Consider the following 21,639-nt stretch of genomic DNA (forward strand, 5'->3'; position numbering starts at 1 on the left):
TATGCCAAAAAAAAAGCTACTCTTGGCACAGAATAGCTTTTTTGTAATAGCAGTTTTTCTTCTATTTGAAGAAGAACAACTAAAACTTAGAATTTATAACTTAAGCCAGAATATAACCCAATAATATAAGGATTAAACTCTCCAGATGTATTATTGTAAGCATTAATTTGATATTTAAAAGTTGGTTCTAAATTTAACTGAAGATGTCTAGAAAAATTGTAATATAATCCAACACCGAAGTTTGTAGAAAAACTCACAGAATTTAGATTATTAGCTTCTCCTATTTTAGTTTGATTTCCTTCAAATTCAGATATTAACTCGTTATCGTCTAAAAAGAAAGAACTAACACCACCAATAATATTTAAACTAATTTTTTTATTTATTAAATTATATTCTACTTCTAAAGGAACTTCGAAATAAGATATACGTTGACTTAAAGAAACATTTCTAACAAAACCTATATTTGGTACTTGTAAAAAAGATTCATTTCCGCTAATAACGTTTATATCCAAGTTGTTAATTTTATTTAATCTAACGTTTCTCATAACTTTAGGGTTGTTACTTACGTTTTGATAAACAATTACATCATCGGTATCATAACTTAAATTTAGTTTATTAATACCTGTTCTAATTTTAACTTTATCGTTTACAGCGTAACCAAACTTAAGTCCGTAAGCAGTATTTATTTCGCCGGTTTTATTATTACCCATAAATTGCTCATCTATAGAAGACCCATTACCAAAACTATTGTAATAAACAGGTGCAGCATTAGCATAGATACTCCACCTGTTAAAATCTTCTTCTTTTTCATTATTTGATTCTTCGTTTTCTGCAATTGCAGTTTCAATTGCGTTTTCTTTTTGGTCTTCTTTTTCTTCTTTATCTAAATTATTTTTTTCTAAGCTGTTTTCTGCTAAAGCCTTACTGCTATCAAGTTTTAAATTATTGTTTTGTATGCCTTTAAGATTATTTGATGGCACTTTGCTATTATTAGTATTGTTAGAAGATTTTGCAATACCAGTTTGATCTAATTTATCTTCTAAAACAGCCTTTTTATTATTAGAAGTACTTTGTTTTTTTGTAGACGTTGTCTCAGAGTTATTTATTGCTGTTACAGCAGATTTTACACTAGAAGTAGTTAAGTTATTTGTGTTTTGATTATTTAATGGTTCTTTTTTATTAAAAGATTCTGTTTTATGTAAGTTAGATTCTGTAACAGAGTTCTTATTTTTTACTGTAGTAGTAATATTAGTTTCTTTATTGTTTAGCTCTGATTTAGGCTTTTTAGTTGTTGTGTTACTCTCTGTTTTTTGTGGAGAATCTACAATTATAGGCTGATTTTCTATATTAGTATTAAATAAAGAGTTGCCTAAAAACAACATTAATAATATAGAAACAGCAACACCAGAAAGTTTTAACCATAGTGGAATGATTAACACTGGTTTGTCGTTTTTTTCTTCTTCAAGTTGTTTTTTAATGTTTTGCCAAACATGTTTATCTGGCTTAGTATCAAAATCTTTAAACTTTTCTTGAAATAGTCTATCTAAATTCTTTTTACTCATCTATAAACTTTGCGAATTGTTACCGCTAGTATATGTTGTTATTTTTTCTTTTAATATTAGCCTAGCTCTTGCTAGGTTAGATTTGCTAGTACCTGTATTTATGTCTAGCATTTGTGATATTTCTTTATGAGAATAACCATCTAAAACGTATAAGTTAAAAACTAGCCTGTATCTATCTGGTAACTCTTGTATACAGTTTAATAAAAACTCAAGGCTTACGTTATTTTCATCTATATCTACTTCTTCTTCCTCTTCAATTGCATCCTCGTTAACAATGTCAAATACTTTTTGTTGCCTGTAACGCTGTAATGCAGTGTTGATTGTTATTCTTTTAAGCCAACCTTCAAAACTTCCTTTATTTTTATACTGTTTTATTTTGTTAAATATGGTAATAAAACTGTCTTGTAAATTATCTTCTGCTTCTGCGTAATTACGAGAATACTTTAAGCAGATTGAGAATAATTTACTTGAAAAAAGTTCATATAATTCACTTTGCGCTTTTGTGTCATTTTTTTGACAATTATATATGAGCTGTTCTAAACTCAATGCATATTTTATTAATTAAAAAAAATTATTGCTCAACAGGTACTTCAACGGTTAAGTAAATATCTTCTCCGCTATCATCAACACCTTGCCAAAACTTAAAAATATAGTTTTCTAATTGAGTTGCTTTAACTGTAAATGTTTTTTCTTCTATGCTTTGTAAGTCTACACAATTTACTACGTTATCCCATACTGTGGTCATTACTGCAACATTTCTTACATTATTGTTTTTTAAGAAATATATGTCATTAAATTCGTAACAAGTGCTAGGTCTAATATAGCTAACCGTAATTTCATGATCTTCTCCATATGTAAAAGATTCTGGCACAGTAGCAGACTCTACAGGTAGTATTTCTATATGATAATTTTCTGTTGGTGTATCATCCTCTACACTACAAGAAGTAATCATAAAGCTAAAGCTTATCAGTAATAATATTAATTTTTTCATCTATGTTTATTGCTATTAAGTACTTAATAGATGCATTAGTTGTAAAAAGGTTGCGTATAAAAATAAAAAATCCCGAATTAATCGGGATTTTATTTTATTGTTCTTCTTTTATTGCGGTTTTTATTTTGCCTTCTAGTTCTTCAAATAATTCTGGATTATCTTTTATAACTAGTTTTACAGCATCTCTACCTTGTCCTAATTTAGTGTCTTCGTAGCTAAACCAAGATCCGCTTTTCTTTACAATGCCTTTATCTACAGCTACGTCTAAAATTTCTCCAACTTTACTAACACCTTCACCGTACATAATATCAAATTCTGCTGTTTTAAATGGCGGTGCTACTTTGTTTTTAACCACTTTAACTCTTGTTTTGTTACCCATAACATCTCCGTTAGAGTCTTTAATTTGTGTAGATCTTCTAATATCTAATCTAACAGAAGCATAAAATTTAAGAGCGTTACCACCAGTAGTAGTTTCTGGGTTACCAAACATGACTCCAATTTTTTCACGTAATTGGTTAATAAATATTACGGTACAATTGGTTTTACTAATAGAAGCTGTTAATTTTCTTAATGCTTGAGACATTAAACGTGCGTGTAATCCCATTTTAGAATCACCCATTTCTCCTTCAATTTCACTTTTTGGAGTTAATGCAGCAACCGAATCGACTACAACAATATCTATAGCTCCAGAACGGATTAAATTATCTGCAATTTCTAAAGCTTGCTCACCATTATCTGGTTGAGAAATAATTAAATTATCGATATCTACATTTAGTTTTTCAGCATAAAAACGGTCAAAAGCATGTTCTGCATCAATAAATGCTGCAATACCACCTGCTTTTTGTGCTTCAGCAATTGCATGTAAGGTTAATGTGGTTTTACCAGAACTTTCTGGTCCATATATTTCTATAACTCTTCCTCTTGGGTAACCACCAACACCTAAAGCGATATCTAAACCTAAAGATCCAGAAGGTATAGCATCTACATCTACAACAGCAGCATCACTCATTTTCATTACTGTTCCTTTTCCGTAGGCTTTATCTAGCTTGTCTAGTGTTAGTTGTAAAGCTTTTAATTTTGCTTCGTTTTCTTTGCTCATTTTCAGTTCTTTTTATAAAATTTCAATGCTAAAATACTACTTTTTTAACCATTTTTATTTTTCTCACGCAACCTTTTTAAACTTTTTGCATCTACTTAACAAAAGAGGGAAAAAATAGCTATGAAAAAGAAAAAAATTTATTCCTCTTTATAGATATTAATTCTAAACTGCTAAGGAATGAAATATTTAAAAAAAATAATCTTGATTAATGCATTAGGCGTTTCAATCTCTATTTTCTTAAATAGCAGTTGTAAAGCCGATGGAGGTTAACTCGTAACATTTTTTAATAAAAAAATTAAAAAATTATTAACGAGTTAGTCTGTTAAAAGTCCTTTGTAAAACACAAAGGACTTTTTTCTTTTTATAAGTTAACTGTTTGTTTTTCATTAAAATAACATCAAAATGCAATCTTTAATCTTGCAATACCCATTTTAAATTCTACCTTTGCACCTCATTTATTAACTCTTAAAACGAAAGTATAGCATGCAACTGTACAACAAATTAAGTGCTAATGAACGTGCCGAACTTATTGAAAAAGCAGGTAAAGAACGTCTTACACTGTCTTTTTACAAATATGCGCGCATTAGCAATCCACAAGAATTTAGAGACCAACTATTCATAAAATGGGATAGTTTAGATGTTTTAGGTCGAATTTACGTCGCTACCGAAGGTATCAATGCCCAATTATCACTTCCAGCAGATAATTTTGAAAACTTCAAAACTCATTTAGACCGTATTGACTTTTTAGAAAATGTAAGACTTAACATTGCTGTAGAGCAAGACAACATGTCTTTTTTAAAGCTGAAAGTTAAGGTACGTGATAAGATTGTTGCAGATGGATTAAACGACGAAACTTTTGATGTTACTAACAAAGGAATACACGTTAATGCCGAAATGTTTAACGATTTAATAGAAGACGAAAACACGGTATTAGTAGATATGCGTAACCACTACGAAAGCGAAATAGGTCACTTTAAAAACGCCGTAACGCCAGATGTAGACACCTTTAGAGAGTCTTTAGATATTATTGAAGATGATTTAAAAGCACATAAAGAAGACAAAAAATTAGTAATGTATTGTACTGGTGGTATCCGTTGCGAAAAAGCTAGTGCCTACTTTAAACACAAAGGGTTTAAAAACGTCTATCAACTTGATGGTGGAATAATAGAATACACAAGACAAGTCAACGAAAAAGCTTTAGAAAATAAGTTTATAGGAAAGAATTTTGTGTTTGACGAAAGAAGAGCAGAAAAAATTAGCGACGATGTAATTGCACAATGCCACCAATGCGGAAAACCTTGTGATACGCACGTAAACTGTGCAAATGATGCTTGTCATTTATTATTTATCCAGTGTGAAGATTGTAAAGCTGAAATGGATAATTGCTGTTCATCTACGTGTAAAGATATAAACGCATTGCCTTATGAAGAGCAAAAAGCACTACGTAAAGGACAAGGTAACAGTAATGACATCTTCAAAAAAGGTAGAGCAGACCATTTACCATATAAAAAAGACTTACGCAATATTTTTGAAACTTTAAAAAAGTAAACAAGATTAGTGCGATGCAAAAGATAGAATTAATGGCGCCTGCAGGAAATTTTGAATCCTTGCAAGCTGCTTTAGATAATGGCGCAGACTCGGTTTATTTTGGTGTAGAGCAACTAAATATGCGTGCTCGTGCGTCTATTAATTTCACTTTAGACGATTTAGAAGAAATCTCTAAACGTTGTCAAGCTAAAAATGTAAGAACTTACCTAACTCTTAATACTATTATTTACGATCACGATTTATCCATCGTAAAAACCTTAGTAAAAAGAGCTAAAGAAGCTAATATTACTGCAGTAATCGCAATGGATCAAGCGGTAATTGCTGTAGCTAGAGAGTTGGGTATGGAAGTTCATATTTCAACACAAATTAATATCACAAACATAGAAACAGTTAAGTTTTACGCCATGTTTGCAGATACAATGGTGTTAAGTAGAGAGCTTAGTTTACGCCAAGTAAAACACATTACAGAGCAAATTGAAAAAGAACAAATTAAAGGACCATCAGGTCGTTTAGTAGAGATCGAAATTTTTGGTCATGGTGCATTGTGTATGGCGGTTTCAGGTAAATGTTATATGAGTTTACACTCACATAACTCGTCTGCAAATCGTGGTGCTTGCAAACAAAATTGCCGAAAAAAATATACCGTTATCGATCAAGAAACTGGTTTTGAAATGGAATTGGATAACGAGTATATCATGTCTCCAAAAGATCTTTGTACAATTGACTTTTTAGACCAAGTAGCTGATGCTGGAATCAAAGTTTTAAAAATTGAAGGTCGTGGTCGTGCACCAGAATATGTTGCTAGAGTGATTAAATGTTACCGAGATGCAATTGATAGTGTAGAAAATGGCACTTACGATAAAGACAAAGTTATTGGTTGGATGCAAGAGCTAGAAAAAGTCTATAATCGTGGATTTTGGAGTGGTTATTATTTAGGTCAAAAATTAGGCGAATGGAGTAAAGGTTCAGGATCTCATGCAACGCAAAAGAAAGTGTATATTGGTAAAGGCGTTCATTTTTATCCAAAAGCTAAAATTGGCGAATTTAAAATTGAAGCTTATGATTTGTCATTAGGTGATACTTTGCTAATTACCGGTCCAACAACAGGTGCTAAAGAGTTTGAGCTTAAAGAAATGTTGGTTAATGATCAAGCGTTAGAAAAAGGAACAAAAGGAGACTCAATCACTATTCCATTAGACTTTAGAGTAAGACCATCAGACAAACTTTATAAAATTGTAGAAAATAAAGTAGAAGCCTAATGGTTGTTGTTACCTTACAAAGAAACAAATGTATTGGTTGTAATTACTGTGTAGAGTTGGCACCAAACCAGTTCAGGATGTCAAAAAAAGACGGCAAAACAGTGCTGCTGCATTCAACAGATAGAAAAGGGTTTTTTACTCTAAAATCTAACGATTACGAGATTTTAGAACCATGTACAGAAGCTTCAAAAGCATGTCCAGTAAATATAATTTCGGTTAAAGACGTGTAAAAACACCTAAATTTTATTATTTTAAAGTCATAAGAATAATCTTATCTTTACAAATTGAAGTGGCTCATTTTCCGCGAAAGCGAAAAGTCACAAATTATTAATCGTCATCTAAAGCTAACTCCTTTAGATTCAATATATACATAAAATAGTATGGCTTGTCAAAGTTGCGCTACAGGAAAGGATGGACAGCCTAAAGGTTGTAAAAATAACGGAACGTGTGGTACAGATAGTTGCAATAAATTAACGGTTTTTGATTGGTTAGCAAACATGTCTTTGCCTAACGGAGAAGAACCTTTTGATTGGGTAGAAGTACGTTTTAAAAACGGACGTAAACACTACTATAAAAACACCGAAAAATTAACACTTAGTATTGGAGATATTGTAGCTACTCAAGCTCAATCTGGTCACGATATTGGTATGGTTACCCTTACGGGCGAATTAGTGCGTGTACAAATAAAACGCAAGAAAGTAGATACCAAAAACGATGTCTTAAAAATATACCGTAAAGCATCACAAAAAGATATAGATATTTGGAGCGAAGCAAGAGACCGTGAAGAACCAATGAAGGTTAAAGCACGTCAATTTGCTATAGATTTAAATCTTAAGATGAAAATCTCTGATATCGAGTTTCAAGGTGATGCAAGCAAAGCAACCTTTTATTACACTGCTGAAGAACGTGTAGATTTTAGAGAGCTAATTAAAGTATACGCTAAAGAGTTTAGAATAAGAATAGAGATGAAACAAGTTGGCTTTCGTCAAGAAGCTTCAAGACTTGGTGGTATTGGTTCTTGTGGTCGTGAGCTATGCTGCTCTACCTGGTTAACAGATTTTAGATCGGTAAGCACAAGTGCAGCACGTTACCAACAATTATCACTTAATCCACTTAAATTAGCTGGTCAATGTGGTAAATTAAAATGTTGTTTAAATTACGAGCTTGATGCGTATTTAGATGCTTTAAAATCGTTTCCTAAAACAGATACAAAATTATATACCGAAAAAGGTACTGCAGTATGCCAAAAAACAGACATTTTTAAAGGACATATGTGGTACGCTTATGAAGGCGAATGGATGAATTGGCACTTAATTACCACAGAACAAGCCAACGAAATTATAGAAATTAATAAACAAAAAAAGAAAGTTGCTAGTTTAGAAGAATACGCAGCAGACTTAACTGTAGATACTAAAACCGAGTTTGAAAACGTTGTTGGTCAAGATAGTTTAACACGCTTTGATAAACCAAAACACAATAAGAAACGTAAAACTAATAAAAACCGAAAGCGTAATAGACCAAATAAAGTAGAAGCTAAAAGTAATACAAACACTAATAGCAACTCAAACAATCATAAAAGAAGACCTCAAAAACGTCGACCAAATAAAAACAAACCAAACAACAACAATGAAAACAAATAATATAATTGTTTTATTACTATTTGTTTTAGCAATGTCGTGTGATTCTAAAGCTGTTTATGACGAATATAAAAGTGTGTCTACAGCTTGGAATAAAGAAGATGTAGTAAGTTTTAAAATAAATCCACCAGATTCTATAAAACCTTACAACCTGTTTGTTAATTTAAGAAACACCAATGCTTATAAATTCAGTAATTTATATTTAATTGTTGAAATGAAATTCCCTCACGGAAAAGCAATAACAGACACTTTACAATACGCAATGACAAAACCAAATGGCGAGTGGCTAGGCGAAGGGTTATCTTCTGTAAAAGAAAATAAGTTGTGGTATAAAGAAGGTGTAATTTTTAAAGAAAAAGGAGAATATAAAGTAAACATACAGCACGCAATGCGCCAAAACGGAAATGTAAATGGCGTAGTAAATTTAGAAGGTATTACAGACGTAGGTTTTAGGATAGAAAAAACAGAATAAATTGGCATAGATGGCAAAAACTAAAAAACAAGAAACAACAGGTTTCGAAAAATACATCAGATGGTTTTGGATGCTTTTTTTAGGAGGCATTCTTTTAATCGTTTTAATATTCTTTTTAGCATCTGTTGGTGCTTTTGGTGAAATGCCAGACCATACACAATTAGAAAACCCAGAAACCAATTTAGCTACCGAAATTATTTCTTCAGACGGTAAAACATTAGCTAAATTTTATTTAAACGATAATCGTACTCCAGTACGATATGAAGACTTACCTCAAAATTTGATAGATGCTTTAGTAGCAACAGAAGATGCTAGATATTATGATCATTCTGGTATTGATGCAAGAGGTTTATTACGTGCAGTCTTAAAACCAGGAAGTGGAGGAGCAAGTACCATTTCTCAACAGTTAGCTAAACAGTTATTTCATGGTGAAGGATCAAAAAATATCGCAGAGCGTTTAATACAAAAAATTAAAGAGTGGATTATTGCAGTTCGTTTAGAACGTCAGTATACAAAAGAAGAAATCATTGCTCAGTATTTCAACATATACGATTTTGGTAACAATGCAGACGGTATTAGGTCTGCAGCAAGAATTTACTTTGGTAAAGAGCCAAAAGAGCTAACAGTAAAAGAATCTGCCATGCTGGTAGGTATGTTTAAAAATTCATCTCTATACAACCCAAGACCAGATAGAAATCCTATAGGTGTAAAAAACAGGAGAAATGTTGTACTAGCACAAATGACCAAATATGGTGTTTTAGATCAAAAAATTAAAGATTCACTTCAAAAAACAGAGTTGGATTTAAATTTTAATCCAGAATCTCATAACGATGGTACAGCTACCTATTTTAGAGAATACCTTAGAGCATTTTTAAAAGACTGGGCAAACGATAAGAAAAATTATAAAGCAGACGGTTCTAAATATAATATATATCAAGATGGATTAAAAGTGTATACAACTATCGATTCTCGTATGCAAAAATATGCAGAAGATGCAGTTGTAAAGCACATGAAAAAATTACAAGCAGAATTTTTTCATCAAAATACACCAGACCGTAACCCAACAGCACCATTTTTAGATCTAGATAAAGATGAAATAGAAAGTCTTATGCAACGTTCTATGCGACAATCAGAACGTTGGAGACACATGAAGTACGATTTAAAAAAATCTGAAAAAGAAATTATAGCGTCTTTTAATAAGCCAACAGAAATGACCATTTTCTCTTGGGATAGAGGAGAAATAGATACCATTATGAAACCAATGGATTCTATGCGTTACTACAAACACTTTTTACAACCAGGTTTAATGAGTATGGATCCACAAACCGGACATGTTAAAGCTTGGGTTGGTGGTATGAATTATAAACACTTTAAATACGATCACGTAAAACAAGGTAAGCGCCAAGTAGGGTCTACATTTAAGCCATTTGTTTATGCAACAGCAATTAATCAATTGCACATGTCGCCATGTGATAAATTACCTAAAGCACCATACACTATTGAGGCTGGTAAATTTGGAAATCAAAAGGCATGGGCACCTAAAAACTCAAATGGAGATTATAGTGGAGAAATGACCTTAAAGGCAGCATTAGCCAACTCGGTTAACACCATTACAGCTAGATTGATGGATAAAGTTGGTCCTGAACCAGTATCTAAATTAGCAAGAGATTTGGGTGTAGAATCAGAAATACCAGCAGTACCATCAATAGCATTAGGTACACCAGATATAAGCTTATATGAAATGGTAGGCGCATATTCTGCATTTGCAAATCAAGGTGTTTATACAAAACCAGTAATGGTTACTACTATTGTAGATAAAAATGATACTGTTTTATACCAATTTGTACCAGAAACTAGAGATGTTTTAAGTGAAGAAGCTGCCTATGTTACAGTTAAGCTTATGGAAGGAGTAACCACTGAAGGATCTGGAGCTAGACTACGTCGTACTTGGATGCCAAATAGTGGTGTTTATAAAGAAATTATCACAGGATATCCATATGGATTTACAAACCCAATAGCAGGAAAAACAGGGACTACACAAAACCAATCAGATGGTTGGTTTATGGGTATGGTACCAAATCTAGTAACTGGCGTTTGGGTTGGTGCAGAAGATAGAGCAGCTCACTTTAAATCGATTACATACGGTCAAGGTGCATCTATGGCATTACCAATTTGGGGTATGTACATGAAAAGTTGTTATGAAGATAAAGAATTAGATGTATCAAAAGATCAATTTGAAAAACCTAAAGACCTTTCTATTATTGTGGATTGTGATAAGTATGGGGAAGGAAATAATTCAAATTCAGGAGATTTAGATATGCCAGAAGAAGATGTTCCTGATGAATTAGAATTCTAAAATATTTCAACGATAAATTTTAAAAGCCATTCTTTTCAGAATGGTTTTTTTTATTCTTAAATTTAAACCACTAAAAAACTAAATGATGATAAAAAAAACCGTTAATACAGTTCAGGAAGCTTTAGATGGTGTCGAAGATAACATGACTTTTATGTTAGGTGGTTTTGGGTTAAGCGGAATTCCTGAAAATGCAATAGCAGAATTGGTAAAACGAAACGTAAAAAACGTAACATGTATTTCTAATAATGCAGGAGTAGACGATTTTGGCTTAGGGCTATTACTTCAAAAAAAGCAAATTAAAAAAATGGTATCTTCTTACGTAGGAGAAAACGACGAATTTGAAAGACAAATGCTGTCTGGAGAATTAGACGTAGAACTTATTCCACAAGGGACATTAGCCGAAAGATGCCGAGCAGCTCAAGCTGGTTTTCCTGCTATTTATACACCAGCAGGTTATGGTACCGAAGTTGCAGAAGGTAAAGAAACCAGAGAATTTGATGGTAAAATGTATGTCTTAGAACATGCCTTTAAAGCAGACTTTGCTTTTATAAAAGCTTGGAAAGGTGACGAAGCAGGAAACCTAATATTTAAAGGGACAGCACGTAATTTTAATCCAGTAATGTGTGGCGCAGCAAAAATTACCGTAGCTGAGGTAGAAGAATTAGTACCGGCAGGAGAATTAGATCCTAATCAAATACATATACCAGGTATTTTTGTGCAACGTATCTTTAAAGGAGAAACTTTTGAAAAGCGTATAGAGCAACGTACAGTAAGACCAAAAAATTAAATGTTTATAAGGCTTATAGTTTTATAAACCACAACCTTAAACTAAATAAAATGTTAGATAAAAACGGAATAGCAAAACGCATTGCAAAAGAAGTTAAAGATGGTTATTACGTTAACCTTGGTATTGGTATACCAACTTTAGTGGCTAATTTTGTAAGAGACGATATTGAGGTAGAATTTCAAAGTGAAAACGGAGTGCTTGGTATGGGACCATTTCCTTTTGAAGGTGAAGAAGATGCAGATATAATCAATGCAGGAAAACAAACCATAACAACCTTACCAGGAGCTAGTTTTTTTGATAGCGCCATGAGTTTTTCTATGATTCGTGGTCAACACGTACACTTAACCATTTTAGGCGCAATGGAAGTGGCGGAAAATGGAGATATTGCAAACTGGAAAATACCAGGAAAAATGGTAAAAGGTATGGGAGGAGCAATGGATCTTGTAGCTAGTGCAGAAAATATTATTGTTGCTATGATGCATACCAATAGAGCAGGAGAGTCTAAACTTCTTAAAAAATGCTCTTTACCATTAACAGGTGTTGGTTGCGTTAAAAAAATAGTAACTAATATGGCTGTTTTAGAAGTAACAGACCAAGGGTTTAAACTATTAGAACGTGCTCCAGGAGTTTCAGTTGAAGATATTAAAAATGCTACAGAAGGCACATTAATTATTAATGGAGATATACCAGAAATGGATATTTAGATAATATTTTTTTGTAAGAAAAATAACACGAATATTTATAAAATTTCGATGAAATGTTAAAAAATAACGCATTTCATCGAAATTTTATGTTTTTAAACCGATTTAATTAAAATAAATCTCATATTAGTAATCCCAAATTATACCAAATAGATATCCCAAATCTACCATAAACTTTTGCTTATGTATTACGCTTCAAACCTACCTGAACAACCTACAAATTATATAAGCAAAGTTTATGTTGGTTTAAAAAATACATTTAGATTAACTAAAAATCTTTTAGTACTTACCAAAAAACTATTTATGCTATAATCCTTTAGGGATAGCTTCTATTAATTTTTTTGTGTACTCTTTCTTAGGAGATTCATAAATGGCATCTGCATCATCTAGTTCTTCAATTTTACCCTTATTCATAACTAATAATTGATCACTCATGTATTTAACAACTGCTAAATCATGAGAAATAAAAATATAGGTAAAGCCAAAGTTTTCTTTTAGTTCATTAAGAAGATTTAAAACTTGTGCTTGCACAGAAATATCTAATGCAGAAACAGACTCGTCACAAACAATTAGTTTTGGTTGAAGCGCAACTGTACGTGCTATACCAATACGCTGGCGTTGTCCGCCAGAAAACTCATGTGGATAACGGTTAAAAGCACTTTCATCTAAGCCTACACGGTTTAAAATGTCTATTGCTTTTTCCTTTCTTTCAGATTTTGAGTTGTAAAGCTTATGTACTTGCATAGGTTCCATAATTGCTTCTCCAACGGTTAAACGCGGATTTAAAGAAGCAAATGGATCTTGAAAAATAATTTGAATGTCTTTACGTAATACTTTTTCTTCAGCTTTATTAAGAATTGTAATATCCTTTCCTTTATAAAAAATGTGACCTGATGTTGGTCTGTTAAGCAATAAAATAGCGTTTCCTAAGGTAGATTTACCGCAACCAGATTCGCCAACCAAGCCTAAAGTTTCGCCTTCATATAATTTAAAACTCACGTTGTTAACTGCTTTGAAACTTTCTGGTTTAGAGAAAAGACCTGATTTAGAAATGTACTCTTTTTCTAAATTAACAACTTCAAGAATAGGAGCTTTACTATAGATTTCCTTGTGTGTTTTGGCTCTCAATTCGGCAGTAATAGTTTCTTTAGAAACCGTCTTTTGCATGACATCTTTTATGGTTGGTAGACGTTTAAGCCTTTCTTTTAAAGAAGGTCTAGCTTTAATAAGTGCTTTGGTGTATTCGTTTTCTGGATGTTTAAAAATAAGATTGGTTTTGTTTTGTTCTACAATTTCACCTTGATACATCACTAACACACGTTGCGCAATTTCAGAAATTAAAGACAAATCATGAGTAATAAATAAAATGCTCATTTTTGTGTCCTGCTGAAGTTCTTTCAATAATAAAATAATATCTTTTTGTACGGTAACATCTAATGCTGTTGTTGGCTCGTCTGCAATTAATAATTTAGGTTTGCAGGCAATAGCCATAGCAATCATGACACGCTGTTTTTGTCCACCAGAAATTTCATGAGGATAGGCTGAGTAAGCACGATTTGGATCTGGTAGTTTTACTTTTTCAAAAAGTGAAATCACTTCTGCTTTAACTTCCTTTTTGTTTAATGATGTGTGTTTAAATAAAATTTCCTCGACTTGTTTACCGCAACGCATAGATGGATTTAAAGAACTCATAGGTTCTTGAAAAATCATGGCAATCTCGTTACCTCTTATATTTTGTAATTGTTTGTAATTAAGAGATGTTAATTCTGTTTTATTAAAAACAATTTCTCCTGAAGTTATTTGACTTATTTTTTTAGGTAATAGTCCCATTATTGCTAAAGAAGAAACAGATTTTCCAGAACCTGATTCGCCAACAACACCAACAATTTCATTTTCAAAGATGTCGTATGAAATATTTTTAATAATTGGTTTTAATTCTTTATCAGATTTAAAGCCAATAGAGAGGTTTTTTATTTGAAGTAAATTTTTGCTCATTTAAGGTAAAAGTAATCAAATTCTTTCAATGCAATACGGTTAAAACCGTAAGTAAAGTCTTATATAATTTTTTGGTAAGTTATTTGATTATAATTTTAGTTTATTGTTGTGTATTTAATGTAATTGTTAATATATTCATAAAATATTAACTATTTTTTTAAACATTAAATATGAAAAACAAAATTACCTTAACTATTTTAGGTTTGTTTTTTGTGGCTTTCTCCTTTGCACAAAAACGTCATTGTGCAACAATGGAAAATTTAGAGTACAGAAAACAACAAAACCCAAAACTTGAGCAAAGAATGGCTCAAATAGAGGCATTTACTAAAACAAAAGTACAGCAAATGCAAAACAATACCAATAGGGTAGATGGTAGTGTAATAACCATACCTGTTGTAGTACATGTTTTGTATCGAAACTCTACAGAAAACATTAGTGTAGCTCAAATACAATCTCAGTTAGATGTATTAAACGAAGATTTTAGAAGGACAAATCCAGATGCAGATAACACTTGGTCGCAAGCTGCAGATACAGAGATTCAATTCTGTCTAGTAACTGTAGATCCTAACGGAAATGCTACAACTGGTATTACTAGAAAGCAAGTAACTAGACAAGATTGGGGAACAAGTGATGATATGAAACGTTCTTCTACTGGCGGAGTAGATCCTTGGAATACTAGTGAATATCTTAATATGTGGATTGTACCAAGAATGACAAGTAACGGTAATACTATTTTAGGATACGCACAGTTTCCAGGTGGTAATGCTGCAACAGATGGTGTTGTGATGGCATATAATTATTTTGGTCGTGTAGGTAGTGTTTCTGCACCTTTTGATGGTGGTAGAACAACAACTCATGAGGTAGGTCATTACTTAAACTTAAGACACATTTGGGGAGATTCTAATTGTGGTAACGATTTTGTAAGTGACACACCAACACACCAAACCGCTAATTATGGATGTCCAACAGGACAAACGTCTTGTGGATCTACAGATATGCCACAAAATTATATGGATTACTCAGACGATTCTTGTATGAACTTATTCACGCAAGGTCAAAAAAATCGTATGCGTGCTGTTTTAGAAGCTGGCGGAGTAAGAAGAAGTCTTGCTTTATCAGATAAATGTGGTGCAGCGCCACAACCAACATGTAACGATGGTGTACAAAATGGAGACGAAACAGGTGTTGACTGTGGCGGTTCTTGCGCGCCTTGCCAAACTGGTCCACAATATTGTGCATCACAAGGAAATAATGTTAATGACGAATATATTTCTAGAGTACAATTAGCAAGTATAGATAATACATCAGGAGCTCAAACGTATTCAGATTTTACAAGTATTTCTACAGACTTATCTAAAGGTTCTGGTTATACGGTAACAGTAACTCCAACTTGGACAGGAACTACTTATGCAGAAGGTTATTCTGTATGGATTGATTACAACCAAGATGGCGATTTTACAGATTCTGGTGAGCAAGTTTGGACCAATGCAGCAACACAAAATTCACCAGTTAGCGGAAGCTTTACAGTACCAGCATCTGCAACTAACGGAGCAACAAGAATGAGAGTTTCTATGAAATATAACGGTATACCAACATCTTGTGAGGCTTTTTCTTATGGTCAAGTTGAAGATTATACGGTTAACATTATAACAGGAACACCAGATACAACGCCACCAGTAATTACATTAACTGGAGCATCTACAATTAATTTAGAAGTTGGAGATACTTATACTGAATTAGGCGCAACTGCTACAGATAATGAAGATGGAGACATTTCTTCAAACATTGTCATAACAGGAACTGTTAATACAGACACAGCAGGAACATACACAAGATTTTATAATGTTAGTGACTCAGCAGGAAACGCTGCTTCACAAGTAACAAGAACAATAATTGTTACACAACCAACAACAGGATCTTGTTCTGACGGTATTAGTGCATTCCCTTATTCTGAAAGTTTTGAAAATACTTTAGGTGCTTGGACGCAATCAACATCAGATGACTTTAACTGGACTGTTGATGCCAACGGAACACCTTCTAGTAACACTGGACCATCTAGCGCAAGTGCTGGTACGTATTATGTGTATATGGAATCTTCTTCACCTAATTACTCGACAAAAAGAGCGATTTTAAACTCACCTTGTTTTGATTTAAGTGCAGAATCTCAAGCAACTTTTAGTTTTGATTATCATATGTACGGTGCAACTTCTATGGGAAGTTTAGCTTTACAAGCAAGTGATAATAATGGCGCAAGCTGGACTAATGTTTGGAACCAATCTGGTAACCAAGGTAATTCTTGGCAAACAGCTACTGTTGATTTAAGTGCTTATGTTGGTGGTACTGTTCAATTACGTTTTAATGGTGTAACTGGTACAACTTGGCAAGGCGATATGGCTGTAGATGCTGTTAACCTATCTACTTCTGGTGGCGGTAATGCAGGTTGTTCTAATGTAACATTATCAATTACTTTTGATAACTATCCAGAAGAAACCGCTTGGACATTAACCAACAATTCTGGTCAAACAGTTGCGTCTGGCGGTACTTATGGATCACAAGCAGATGGATCTACTTTAAATATTCCTATTGGATGTTTAGAAGATGGTTGTTATAACTTTACAATTACAGATGCTTACGGAGATGGTATTTGCTGTTCATACGGAAATGGATCGTACACATTAACAAATACAGATACAGGTGCTGTTTTAGCTTCTGGTGGATCGTTTACAAGTAATGAAACGACTAATTTCTGTTTAACAAATAACGTTAAAACATTTACTAGCATAGTAACTACAAAGGATGATTTTGATAAGCAGTTTAAACTATATCCAAACCCTGTTAAGCAAATACTTAACATAGATTTAGTTGGTTTTGAAGCACAAAGTTTTGAAATTAAAAATATGCTAGGACAAACAGTACTAAAAGGTAATTACAAGTCTAGTATAGATGTTTCTAAGTTTAATAGTGGAGTTTATATTTTACAATTGAACATTGGCGAAAAAACCAAAATCAAAAGATTTATAAAAGAATAATCCCTTAACTAACCAGCCAACCATTAAACTTGAAAATCCAGAGTGAAAACTCTGGATTTTTTATTTTCAGTTACCTCAAATGTGGTTTAGAATTAAAAAGAGTTAGGTCTTGACTACGCTCGACCTGACAACTTTAAATTTGAATAAAGATTTTAAACATGAAGTATTTCGTCTTCTTCTAATAAACTATCGCCTCTTAAGCGCAATAACACTTGTGCTACAGCTATAGTATCTTTTTCGCAATAGGTAATTATTCTGTCAATATTGTTTTCTTCGTAATACACTCTGCATACTTCACTACCATCTATATCATCTTTTGGAGAAGGTATACCTAAAACATTAGTCAATAATTTAAGAGAAGTAAAGGTTTTATAGTCGCCAAACTTCCATAATTCTAAAGTATCTAGATGAGGTACTTCCCAAGGTTTTTTACCAAAAAGGTTAAGTTTATATGGTAACTCTATATTATTTATAATCATACGTCTTGCAATGTACGGGAAGTCAAATTCCTTTCCATTATGCGCACAAAGTAAATGTTTTGCGTGACTAAAATGTGTAGTAAGCAGGTTTTTAAAATCCTGTAAAAGTTGACGTTCTTCACCAAAAAAAGAAGTTGTTCTAAACACTCTTGTATCACCATGAATTTTAAAATATCCAACCGAAATACATATAATTTTACCAAACTCAGCCCAAATACCTGCACGTTCATAAAATTCTTCAGCGGAAAAATCGTCTTTACGTTGGTATTGCGATTTGTGTTCCCAAAGAGCTTGTTTAGTAGTATCTAAATCAGAAAAATGCTGAGTTTCAGGAACGGTTTCAATATCTAAAAATAATATGTGTTCTAGGTTTAGTTTGCTAATCATTACTAAGGTTATTAATTAGTTTTCATCTAGCATTTTATAAGCTTCTTCTATATATGTTGAAATATCTGGTGTAAAAGTAGCTAAAGCGTCACCAGGTCCTTTACTGTGCCCAAGTCTAACAATAATTACGTTGTCTTCTGGCTCTACAATAACATATTGACCTAAATGACCGCGCATCATAAAAAAGGATTTGTCTCCTACCTTTTTTAACCACCAACCGTAACCGTATTCTGGACTTTCTTTAAATCTAGGTGTTACCGATTTTGCTATAAATGCCGAATCTAAGACTTGTTGTCCATTCCATTTACCATGGTCTTTGTATAGTTTTCCTAAACGTGCAAAATCTTTAGCATTGCTAGCAATACAGCAATAGGCTTTTACTAAATCATGTGCTTCGCTGTCTAATTGCCAAAGGGTTTGGTTTTCGCTACCTAAAGGTTTCCAAAAGCTTTCTTCTAAATAGTCGTATAGTTTTTTACCTGTTGCTTTTTCTATAACCATAGCTAGCATTTGTGTGTCACCACTTGCGTATTTAAAGGCTTGTCCTGGTTGATTAACAACCTTTAAACCATTGATTACTTTTGCTAAATCGTCATCAAAATAAGCACGTGTAGTGATGGATAAAGGCGAGTAGTAAGCTTCGTCCCAATTGGTTCCAGAACTCATTGAAGATAAATCTCCAACCGTCATTTGCGCTGCTTTACCATCGCAAAAAGCTGGTAAAAAATCACAAACTGGTTGATCTAGACTTTTTATATGACCTTCCATAATAGCTTTACCTAACATAGCAGATACATAGCTTTTTGCCATAGAGAATGAGTTTGATTTTGAGTTTTCATCATAGCCATCATAGTATTTCTCAAACCAAATGCTGTCATTTTTTATAATAACGTAAGCTATAGTTTTATTTTGTTTGTTTATTTCCTCAAGCTTTTTGGTAGGTTTAACAGTATTATAGTCTTTATGATTAGTCCATGGTTGAGGTTGGCTAATATCTATTGTTGCATTGTCAAAACGCTTATAATCATCTAAAAATGCAGTAGTATAACCACGTAGATAGATGGTGCGTACTGCTTTTATTAAATAGTCTGTATCGGTAATGTAAAGGGTTGCAATTATTAGTGCAAAAAGTTTGATTATTACTTTTAAAGTTTTTTTTAAGATTCTCATTTTAGAAAGTTAGTTTAGAAAAATTAAATATAAATAAATTCTAGTTAGTTTTTTTCTTTGCGTTTCTTGACGCAATTTTTTCTTTGTAAAACGTCTTTGTAGCGATGTATAAAGTTTTATCAAATTCGGCAATCGTGTCTCCTTTATCATTCACTAATTGCATGGTTTTTATAATGTCTATTTGAGGTGTTTGTTGTAGTTGTGATTTTAAATCAAGGATTTCATTTTTATCAAAAATAAATTCGCCATAAATTGTCCCTTTTCCTGGTCGTTTATATCGTGCAGTAACAGCTTTATCCCAAACAACGTAATCGTTACCAAGTATTTGAATTAGTTGTATCATATAAATTGGATCTGTTGCTGCAAGCATGCTTCCTCCAAATATAGAACCAGCATAATTTCGGTTTTTCCAATTTAAAGACATTTTGATTTTTACGTAATGTAAATTATCACTTACTGAAATTATTTTTGCAGTAGTACGTCTATACATTGGCGACCAATTAAAACCATATTTGTAAATGGTTGAAGGTTTTAAAAAACGTGTTAGAATCTGTGTCGCTGTTTTATACATTAAAATAAAGTTTGTTGTTTGTAAGGACTTTCATGCTCTAACAACCATTGTTTACGGTGCAATCCACCAGCATAACCTGTTAAACTTCCATCACTGCCAATAACGCGATGACACGGAATAACAATCCATAGCGGATTTTTACCATTGGCGTTTGCAACAGCTCTAATAGCTTTTACATCGCCCAATTGTTGTGATAATTTTAGGTAAGTGGTTGTTGTACCGTAAGGAATAGTTTGCAAAGCGTTCCAAACTTTTTGTTGAAAATTTGTGCCTTGCGGATTTAATTTTAAACTGAAGGTTTGTCGTTTACCTTCAAAATACTCGTTAAGTTGATAAACGCAGTCTTGTAAGAGTTCTGGAATGATATCGGTTAGTTTTTCATTAGAATTTAATACCGAAATAGACATTATACCATCTACATCACCTTCGATTTTAGTGACTCCTAAAGGCGAATTGATGTAGCAGGTTTCCATTAATTTTCGTTTTCTATAATTCCTAGTTTTTTAGCACGTGCTTCCCAACTTTTTCTTGCTAAATGTTGAAGATCTGAAACGTTATCACTTTCGTCCATAATTTCAAGTCCTAAAAGCGTTTCTATAACGTCTTCCATAGTTACTAAACCACTTACACTTCCGTATTCGTCAACTACTAAAGCCATGTGGTTTCTAGTTTCTACTAGTTTTTCAAAAAGGGTTGGTATTGGTAAATTTCTTTGAACAATTATAATATCTCTTCTTAAATCTGCTAGCTTTTTTGTGCCATTACCTAAAGCCATTTCTTTAAAGATTTCGTCTTTTAAAACTAATCCTTTAATGTTATCTTCTGCATCGGTATAAATAGGAATTCTTGAAAAACGAAGGTTTAGGTTTTTCTTGAAAAAGTCTTCTACAGATGTGGTATCACTTTCAGTTTTTATAACTGTTCTAGGCGTCATAACATCTTTAGCCATTACATCCTTAAAAGTTAAAAGATTTTTTATGATTTTACTTTCGTTTTCTTGAAATACACCTTCTTCGTGAGCCATATCTGTCATCGCATGAAAGTCTTCACGACTTAGTACGCTACCATGATGACCTTTACCACCAATTAACTTTGTAGTAAGTTGTAAAATCCATAAAATACCTGTCCATTTTAGCGGAAATATTAAAATATGAAGCGCTTTTGTAGTAAAGTTAGCTAACTTTTTCCAATACGTTGCGCCTATGGTTTTTGGGATAATCTCTGATGCAACTAATATTAAAACCGTCATGATTGATGATACAACACCAACCATTAAATCTTCTGTAAAACTTACACCTAAAATAGTTTTTGCTTCAGTGCCATAAAGTTCTGCATATGCTGCTTTTGCTTGTACACCAACTAATATTGCTCCAACTGTATGTGCAATAGTGTTAAGTGTTAAAATGGCTATTAACGGACGATCTACGTCTTTTTTTAATGATTCTAAATCTTCAGCATAATGTTTACCTTCTTGTTTTTTTACATTAATAAATGTTGGCGTAATACTAAGTAAAACAGCTTCTAAAATAGAGCATAAAAACGAAAAGAAAATAGATATAAAAGCGTAAAATAGGAGTAATCCCATAGGTTGTTTTT

At 32.6% G+C, this 21,639-nt stretch carries 19 protein-coding genes; 9 read left to right on the forward strand and 10 right to left on the reverse strand.

All coding sequences use genetic code 11. From position 1 onward, the window contains the following. Positions 1 to 86: 86 nt before the first annotated feature. The 4 genes from FHS04_RS03615 to recA all read right to left on the reverse strand — a co-directional run bounded on the left by FHS04_RS03615 (position 87) and on the right by recA (position 3,652). Entirely contained in the window at positions 87 to 1,562 is a 1,476-nt protein-coding gene (locus FHS04_RS03615; protein ID WP_106680637.1) for a hypothetical protein, read from the reverse strand. Further along, complete coding sequence (locus tag FHS04_RS03620; RefSeq protein WP_106680634.1) at positions 1,563 to 2,108, reverse strand: RNA polymerase sigma factor; 546 nt, start codon at positions 2,106 to 2,108, stop codon at positions 1,563 to 1,565. Between the two features lie 25 nt (positions 2,109 to 2,133). Further along, positions 2,134 to 2,553 (reverse strand): hypothetical protein, encoded by a 420-nt coding sequence (locus tag FHS04_RS03625; protein WP_106680632.1) that lies wholly within the window; start codon positions 2,551 to 2,553, stop codon positions 2,134 to 2,136. A gap of 94 nt (positions 2,554 to 2,647) precedes the next feature. Continuing rightward, positions 2,648 to 3,652 carry a recombinase RecA gene (gene recA / locus FHS04_RS03630; protein WP_027879226.1) on the reverse strand — a complete coding sequence of 335 codons (1,005 nt, stop codon included), beginning with the start codon at positions 3,650 to 3,652 and terminating at the stop codon, positions 2,648 to 2,650. Positions 3,653 to 4,135: 483 nt separating this feature from the next. Here recA and trhO point away from each other — a divergent pair, with 483 nt between their 5' ends. The 8 genes from trhO (at position 4,136) to FHS04_RS03670 (ending at position 12,415) form a co-directional block, all read left to right on the forward strand. Further along, positions 4,136 to 5,200: an oxygen-dependent tRNA uridine(34) hydroxylase TrhO gene (trhO, locus tag FHS04_RS03635; protein WP_106680629.1), complete on the forward strand. Its 1,065-nt coding sequence runs from the start codon at positions 4,136 to 4,138 to the stop codon at positions 5,198 to 5,200. Positions 5,201 to 5,214: 14 nt separating this feature from the next. Then, entirely contained in the window at positions 5,215 to 6,459 is a 1,245-nt protein-coding gene (locus FHS04_RS03640) for a peptidase U32 family protein (RefSeq protein WP_221184955.1), read from the forward strand. Continuing rightward, positions 6,459 to 6,689, forward strand: a complete 231-nt coding sequence (locus FHS04_RS03645) for a ferredoxin (RefSeq protein ID WP_106680623.1) — start codon at positions 6,459 to 6,461, stop codon at positions 6,687 to 6,689. The genes FHS04_RS03640 and FHS04_RS03645 overlap by 1 nt, the downstream gene beginning before the upstream one ends. A 150-nt stretch (positions 6,690 to 6,839) precedes the next feature. Further along, positions 6,840 to 8,099, forward strand: coding sequence for a PSP1 domain-containing protein (locus tag FHS04_RS03650; RefSeq protein ID WP_106680621.1), 1,260 nt, complete (start codon positions 6,840 to 6,842; stop codon positions 8,097 to 8,099). Next, entirely contained in the window at positions 8,086 to 8,568 is a 483-nt protein-coding gene (locus FHS04_RS03655) for a gliding motility lipoprotein GldH (protein ID WP_027879222.1), read from the forward strand. The genes FHS04_RS03650 and FHS04_RS03655 overlap by 14 nt, the downstream gene beginning before the upstream one ends. 10 nt (positions 8,569 to 8,578) lie before the next feature. Then, positions 8,579 to 10,924, forward strand: coding sequence for a penicillin-binding protein 1A (locus FHS04_RS03660; RefSeq protein WP_106680619.1), 2,346 nt, complete (start codon positions 8,579 to 8,581; stop codon positions 10,922 to 10,924). An 85-nt stretch (positions 10,925 to 11,009) separates the two neighbouring features. Next, positions 11,010 to 11,711 (forward strand): CoA transferase subunit A, encoded by a 702-nt coding sequence (locus tag FHS04_RS03665; RefSeq protein WP_106680617.1) that lies wholly within the window; start codon positions 11,010 to 11,012, stop codon positions 11,709 to 11,711. A gap of 50 nt (positions 11,712 to 11,761) precedes the next feature. Then, complete coding sequence (locus FHS04_RS03670) at positions 11,762 to 12,415, forward strand: 3-oxoacid CoA-transferase subunit B (protein ID WP_106680615.1); 654 nt, start codon at positions 11,762 to 11,764, stop codon at positions 12,413 to 12,415. Between the two features lie 303 nt (positions 12,416 to 12,718). On the opposite strand, the gene FHS04_RS03675 is transcribed toward FHS04_RS03670, so the two are convergent. Continuing rightward, a complete protein-coding gene (locus tag FHS04_RS03675; protein WP_106680613.1) occupies positions 12,719 to 14,407 on the reverse strand; it encodes an ABC transporter ATP-binding protein in 1,689 nt (562 codons plus the stop codon). 170 nt (positions 14,408 to 14,577) lie between these two features. Between FHS04_RS03675 and FHS04_RS14395 the strand changes: the two genes are divergently transcribed. Next, positions 14,578 to 17,436, forward strand: a complete 2,859-nt coding sequence (locus FHS04_RS14395; RefSeq protein WP_317044640.1) for a GEVED domain-containing protein — start codon at positions 14,578 to 14,580, stop codon at positions 17,434 to 17,436. Between the two features lie 152 nt (positions 17,437 to 17,588). Here FHS04_RS14395 and FHS04_RS03690 read toward each other — a convergent pair whose 3' ends face one another. The 5 genes from FHS04_RS03690 to FHS04_RS03710 are packed head-to-tail and all read right to left on the reverse strand — an operon-like array spanning position 17,589 to position 21,628. Further along, positions 17,589 to 18,302 (reverse strand): 3'-5' exonuclease, encoded by a 714-nt coding sequence (locus FHS04_RS03690; protein ID WP_106680611.1) that lies wholly within the window; start codon positions 18,300 to 18,302, stop codon positions 17,589 to 17,591. A 15-nt stretch (positions 18,303 to 18,317) separates the two neighbouring features. Next, the gene (locus FHS04_RS03695) at positions 18,318 to 19,472 is read right to left on the reverse strand and encodes a serine hydrolase domain-containing protein (protein WP_106680609.1); all 1,155 of its coding nucleotides are present in this window, start codon (positions 19,470 to 19,472) and stop codon (positions 18,318 to 18,320) included. A gap of 40 nt (positions 19,473 to 19,512) precedes the next feature. Next, positions 19,513 to 20,043, reverse strand: coding sequence for a DUF4442 domain-containing protein (locus FHS04_RS03700; protein ID WP_036227042.1), 531 nt, complete (start codon positions 20,041 to 20,043; stop codon positions 19,513 to 19,515). Further along, a complete protein-coding gene (locus FHS04_RS03705) occupies positions 20,043 to 20,516 on the reverse strand; it encodes a methylated-DNA--[protein]-cysteine S-methyltransferase (RefSeq protein WP_106680607.1) in 474 nt (157 codons plus the stop codon). Before FHS04_RS03705 ends, FHS04_RS03700 begins: the two co-directional genes overlap by 1 nt. Continuing rightward, on the reverse strand, positions 20,516 to 21,628 hold the full coding sequence (locus FHS04_RS03710) for a CNNM domain-containing protein (protein WP_106680605.1): 1,113 nt from the start codon (positions 21,626 to 21,628) through the stop codon (positions 20,516 to 20,518). Before FHS04_RS03710 ends, FHS04_RS03705 begins: the two co-directional genes overlap by 1 nt. Positions 21,629 to 21,639: the final 11 nt, after the last annotated feature.

Source organism: Mesoflavibacter zeaxanthinifaciens subsp. sabulilitoris, assembly GCF_014191595.1.
Classification (GTDB): domain Bacteria; phylum Bacteroidota; class Bacteroidia; order Flavobacteriales; family Flavobacteriaceae; genus Mesoflavibacter; species Mesoflavibacter zeaxanthinifaciens.

Coding starts and splice junctions, on each gene's coding strand:
- FHS04_RS03700 (WP_036227042.1), bottom strand. CDS start 20,043: ATGTATAAAACAGCGACACAGATTCTAACACGTTTTTTAAAACCTTCA.
- recA (WP_027879226.1), bottom strand. CDS start 3,652: ATGAGCAAAGAAAACGAAGCAAAATTAAAAGCTTTACAACTAACACTA.
- FHS04_RS03695 (WP_106680609.1), bottom strand. CDS start 19,472: ATGAGAATCTTAAAAAAAACTTTAAAAGTAATAATCAAACTTTTTGCA.
- FHS04_RS03690 (WP_106680611.1), bottom strand. CDS start 18,302: ATGATTAGCAAACTAAACCTAGAACACATATTATTTTTAGATATTGAA.
- FHS04_RS03705 (WP_106680607.1), bottom strand. CDS start 20,516: ATGGAAACCTGCTACATCAATTCGCCTTTAGGAGTCACTAAAATCGAA.
- FHS04_RS03650 (WP_106680621.1), top strand. CDS start 6,840: ATGGCTTGTCAAAGTTGCGCTACAGGAAAGGATGGACAGCCTAAAGGT.
- FHS04_RS03655 (WP_027879222.1), top strand. CDS start 8,086: ATGAAAACAAATAATATAATTGTTTTATTACTATTTGTTTTAGCAATG.
- FHS04_RS03665 (WP_106680617.1), top strand. CDS start 11,010: ATGATAAAAAAAACCGTTAATACAGTTCAGGAAGCTTTAGATGGTGTC.
- FHS04_RS03640 (WP_221184955.1), top strand. CDS start 5,215: ATGCAAAAGATAGAATTAATGGCGCCTGCAGGAAATTTTGAATCCTTG.
- FHS04_RS03670 (WP_106680615.1), top strand. CDS start 11,762: ATGTTAGATAAAAACGGAATAGCAAAACGCATTGCAAAAGAAGTTAAA.
- FHS04_RS03615 (WP_106680637.1), bottom strand. CDS start 1,562: ATGAGTAAAAAGAATTTAGATAGACTATTTCAAGAAAAGTTTAAAGAT.
- trhO (WP_106680629.1), top strand. CDS start 4,136: ATGCAACTGTACAACAAATTAAGTGCTAATGAACGTGCCGAACTTATT.
- FHS04_RS03625 (WP_106680632.1), bottom strand. CDS start 2,553: ATGAAAAAATTAATATTATTACTGATAAGCTTTAGCTTTATGATTACT.
- FHS04_RS14395 (WP_317044640.1), top strand. CDS start 14,578: ATGAAAAACAAAATTACCTTAACTATTTTAGGTTTGTTTTTTGTGGCT.
- FHS04_RS03660 (WP_106680619.1), top strand. CDS start 8,579: ATGGCAAAAACTAAAAAACAAGAAACAACAGGTTTCGAAAAATACATC.
- FHS04_RS03710 (WP_106680605.1), bottom strand. CDS start 21,628: ATGGGATTACTCCTATTTTACGCTTTTATATCTATTTTCTTTTCGTTT.
- FHS04_RS03675 (WP_106680613.1), bottom strand. CDS start 14,407: ATGAGCAAAAATTTACTTCAAATAAAAAACCTCTCTATTGGCTTTAAA.
- FHS04_RS03645 (WP_106680623.1), top strand. CDS start 6,459: ATGGTTGTTGTTACCTTACAAAGAAACAAATGTATTGGTTGTAATTAC.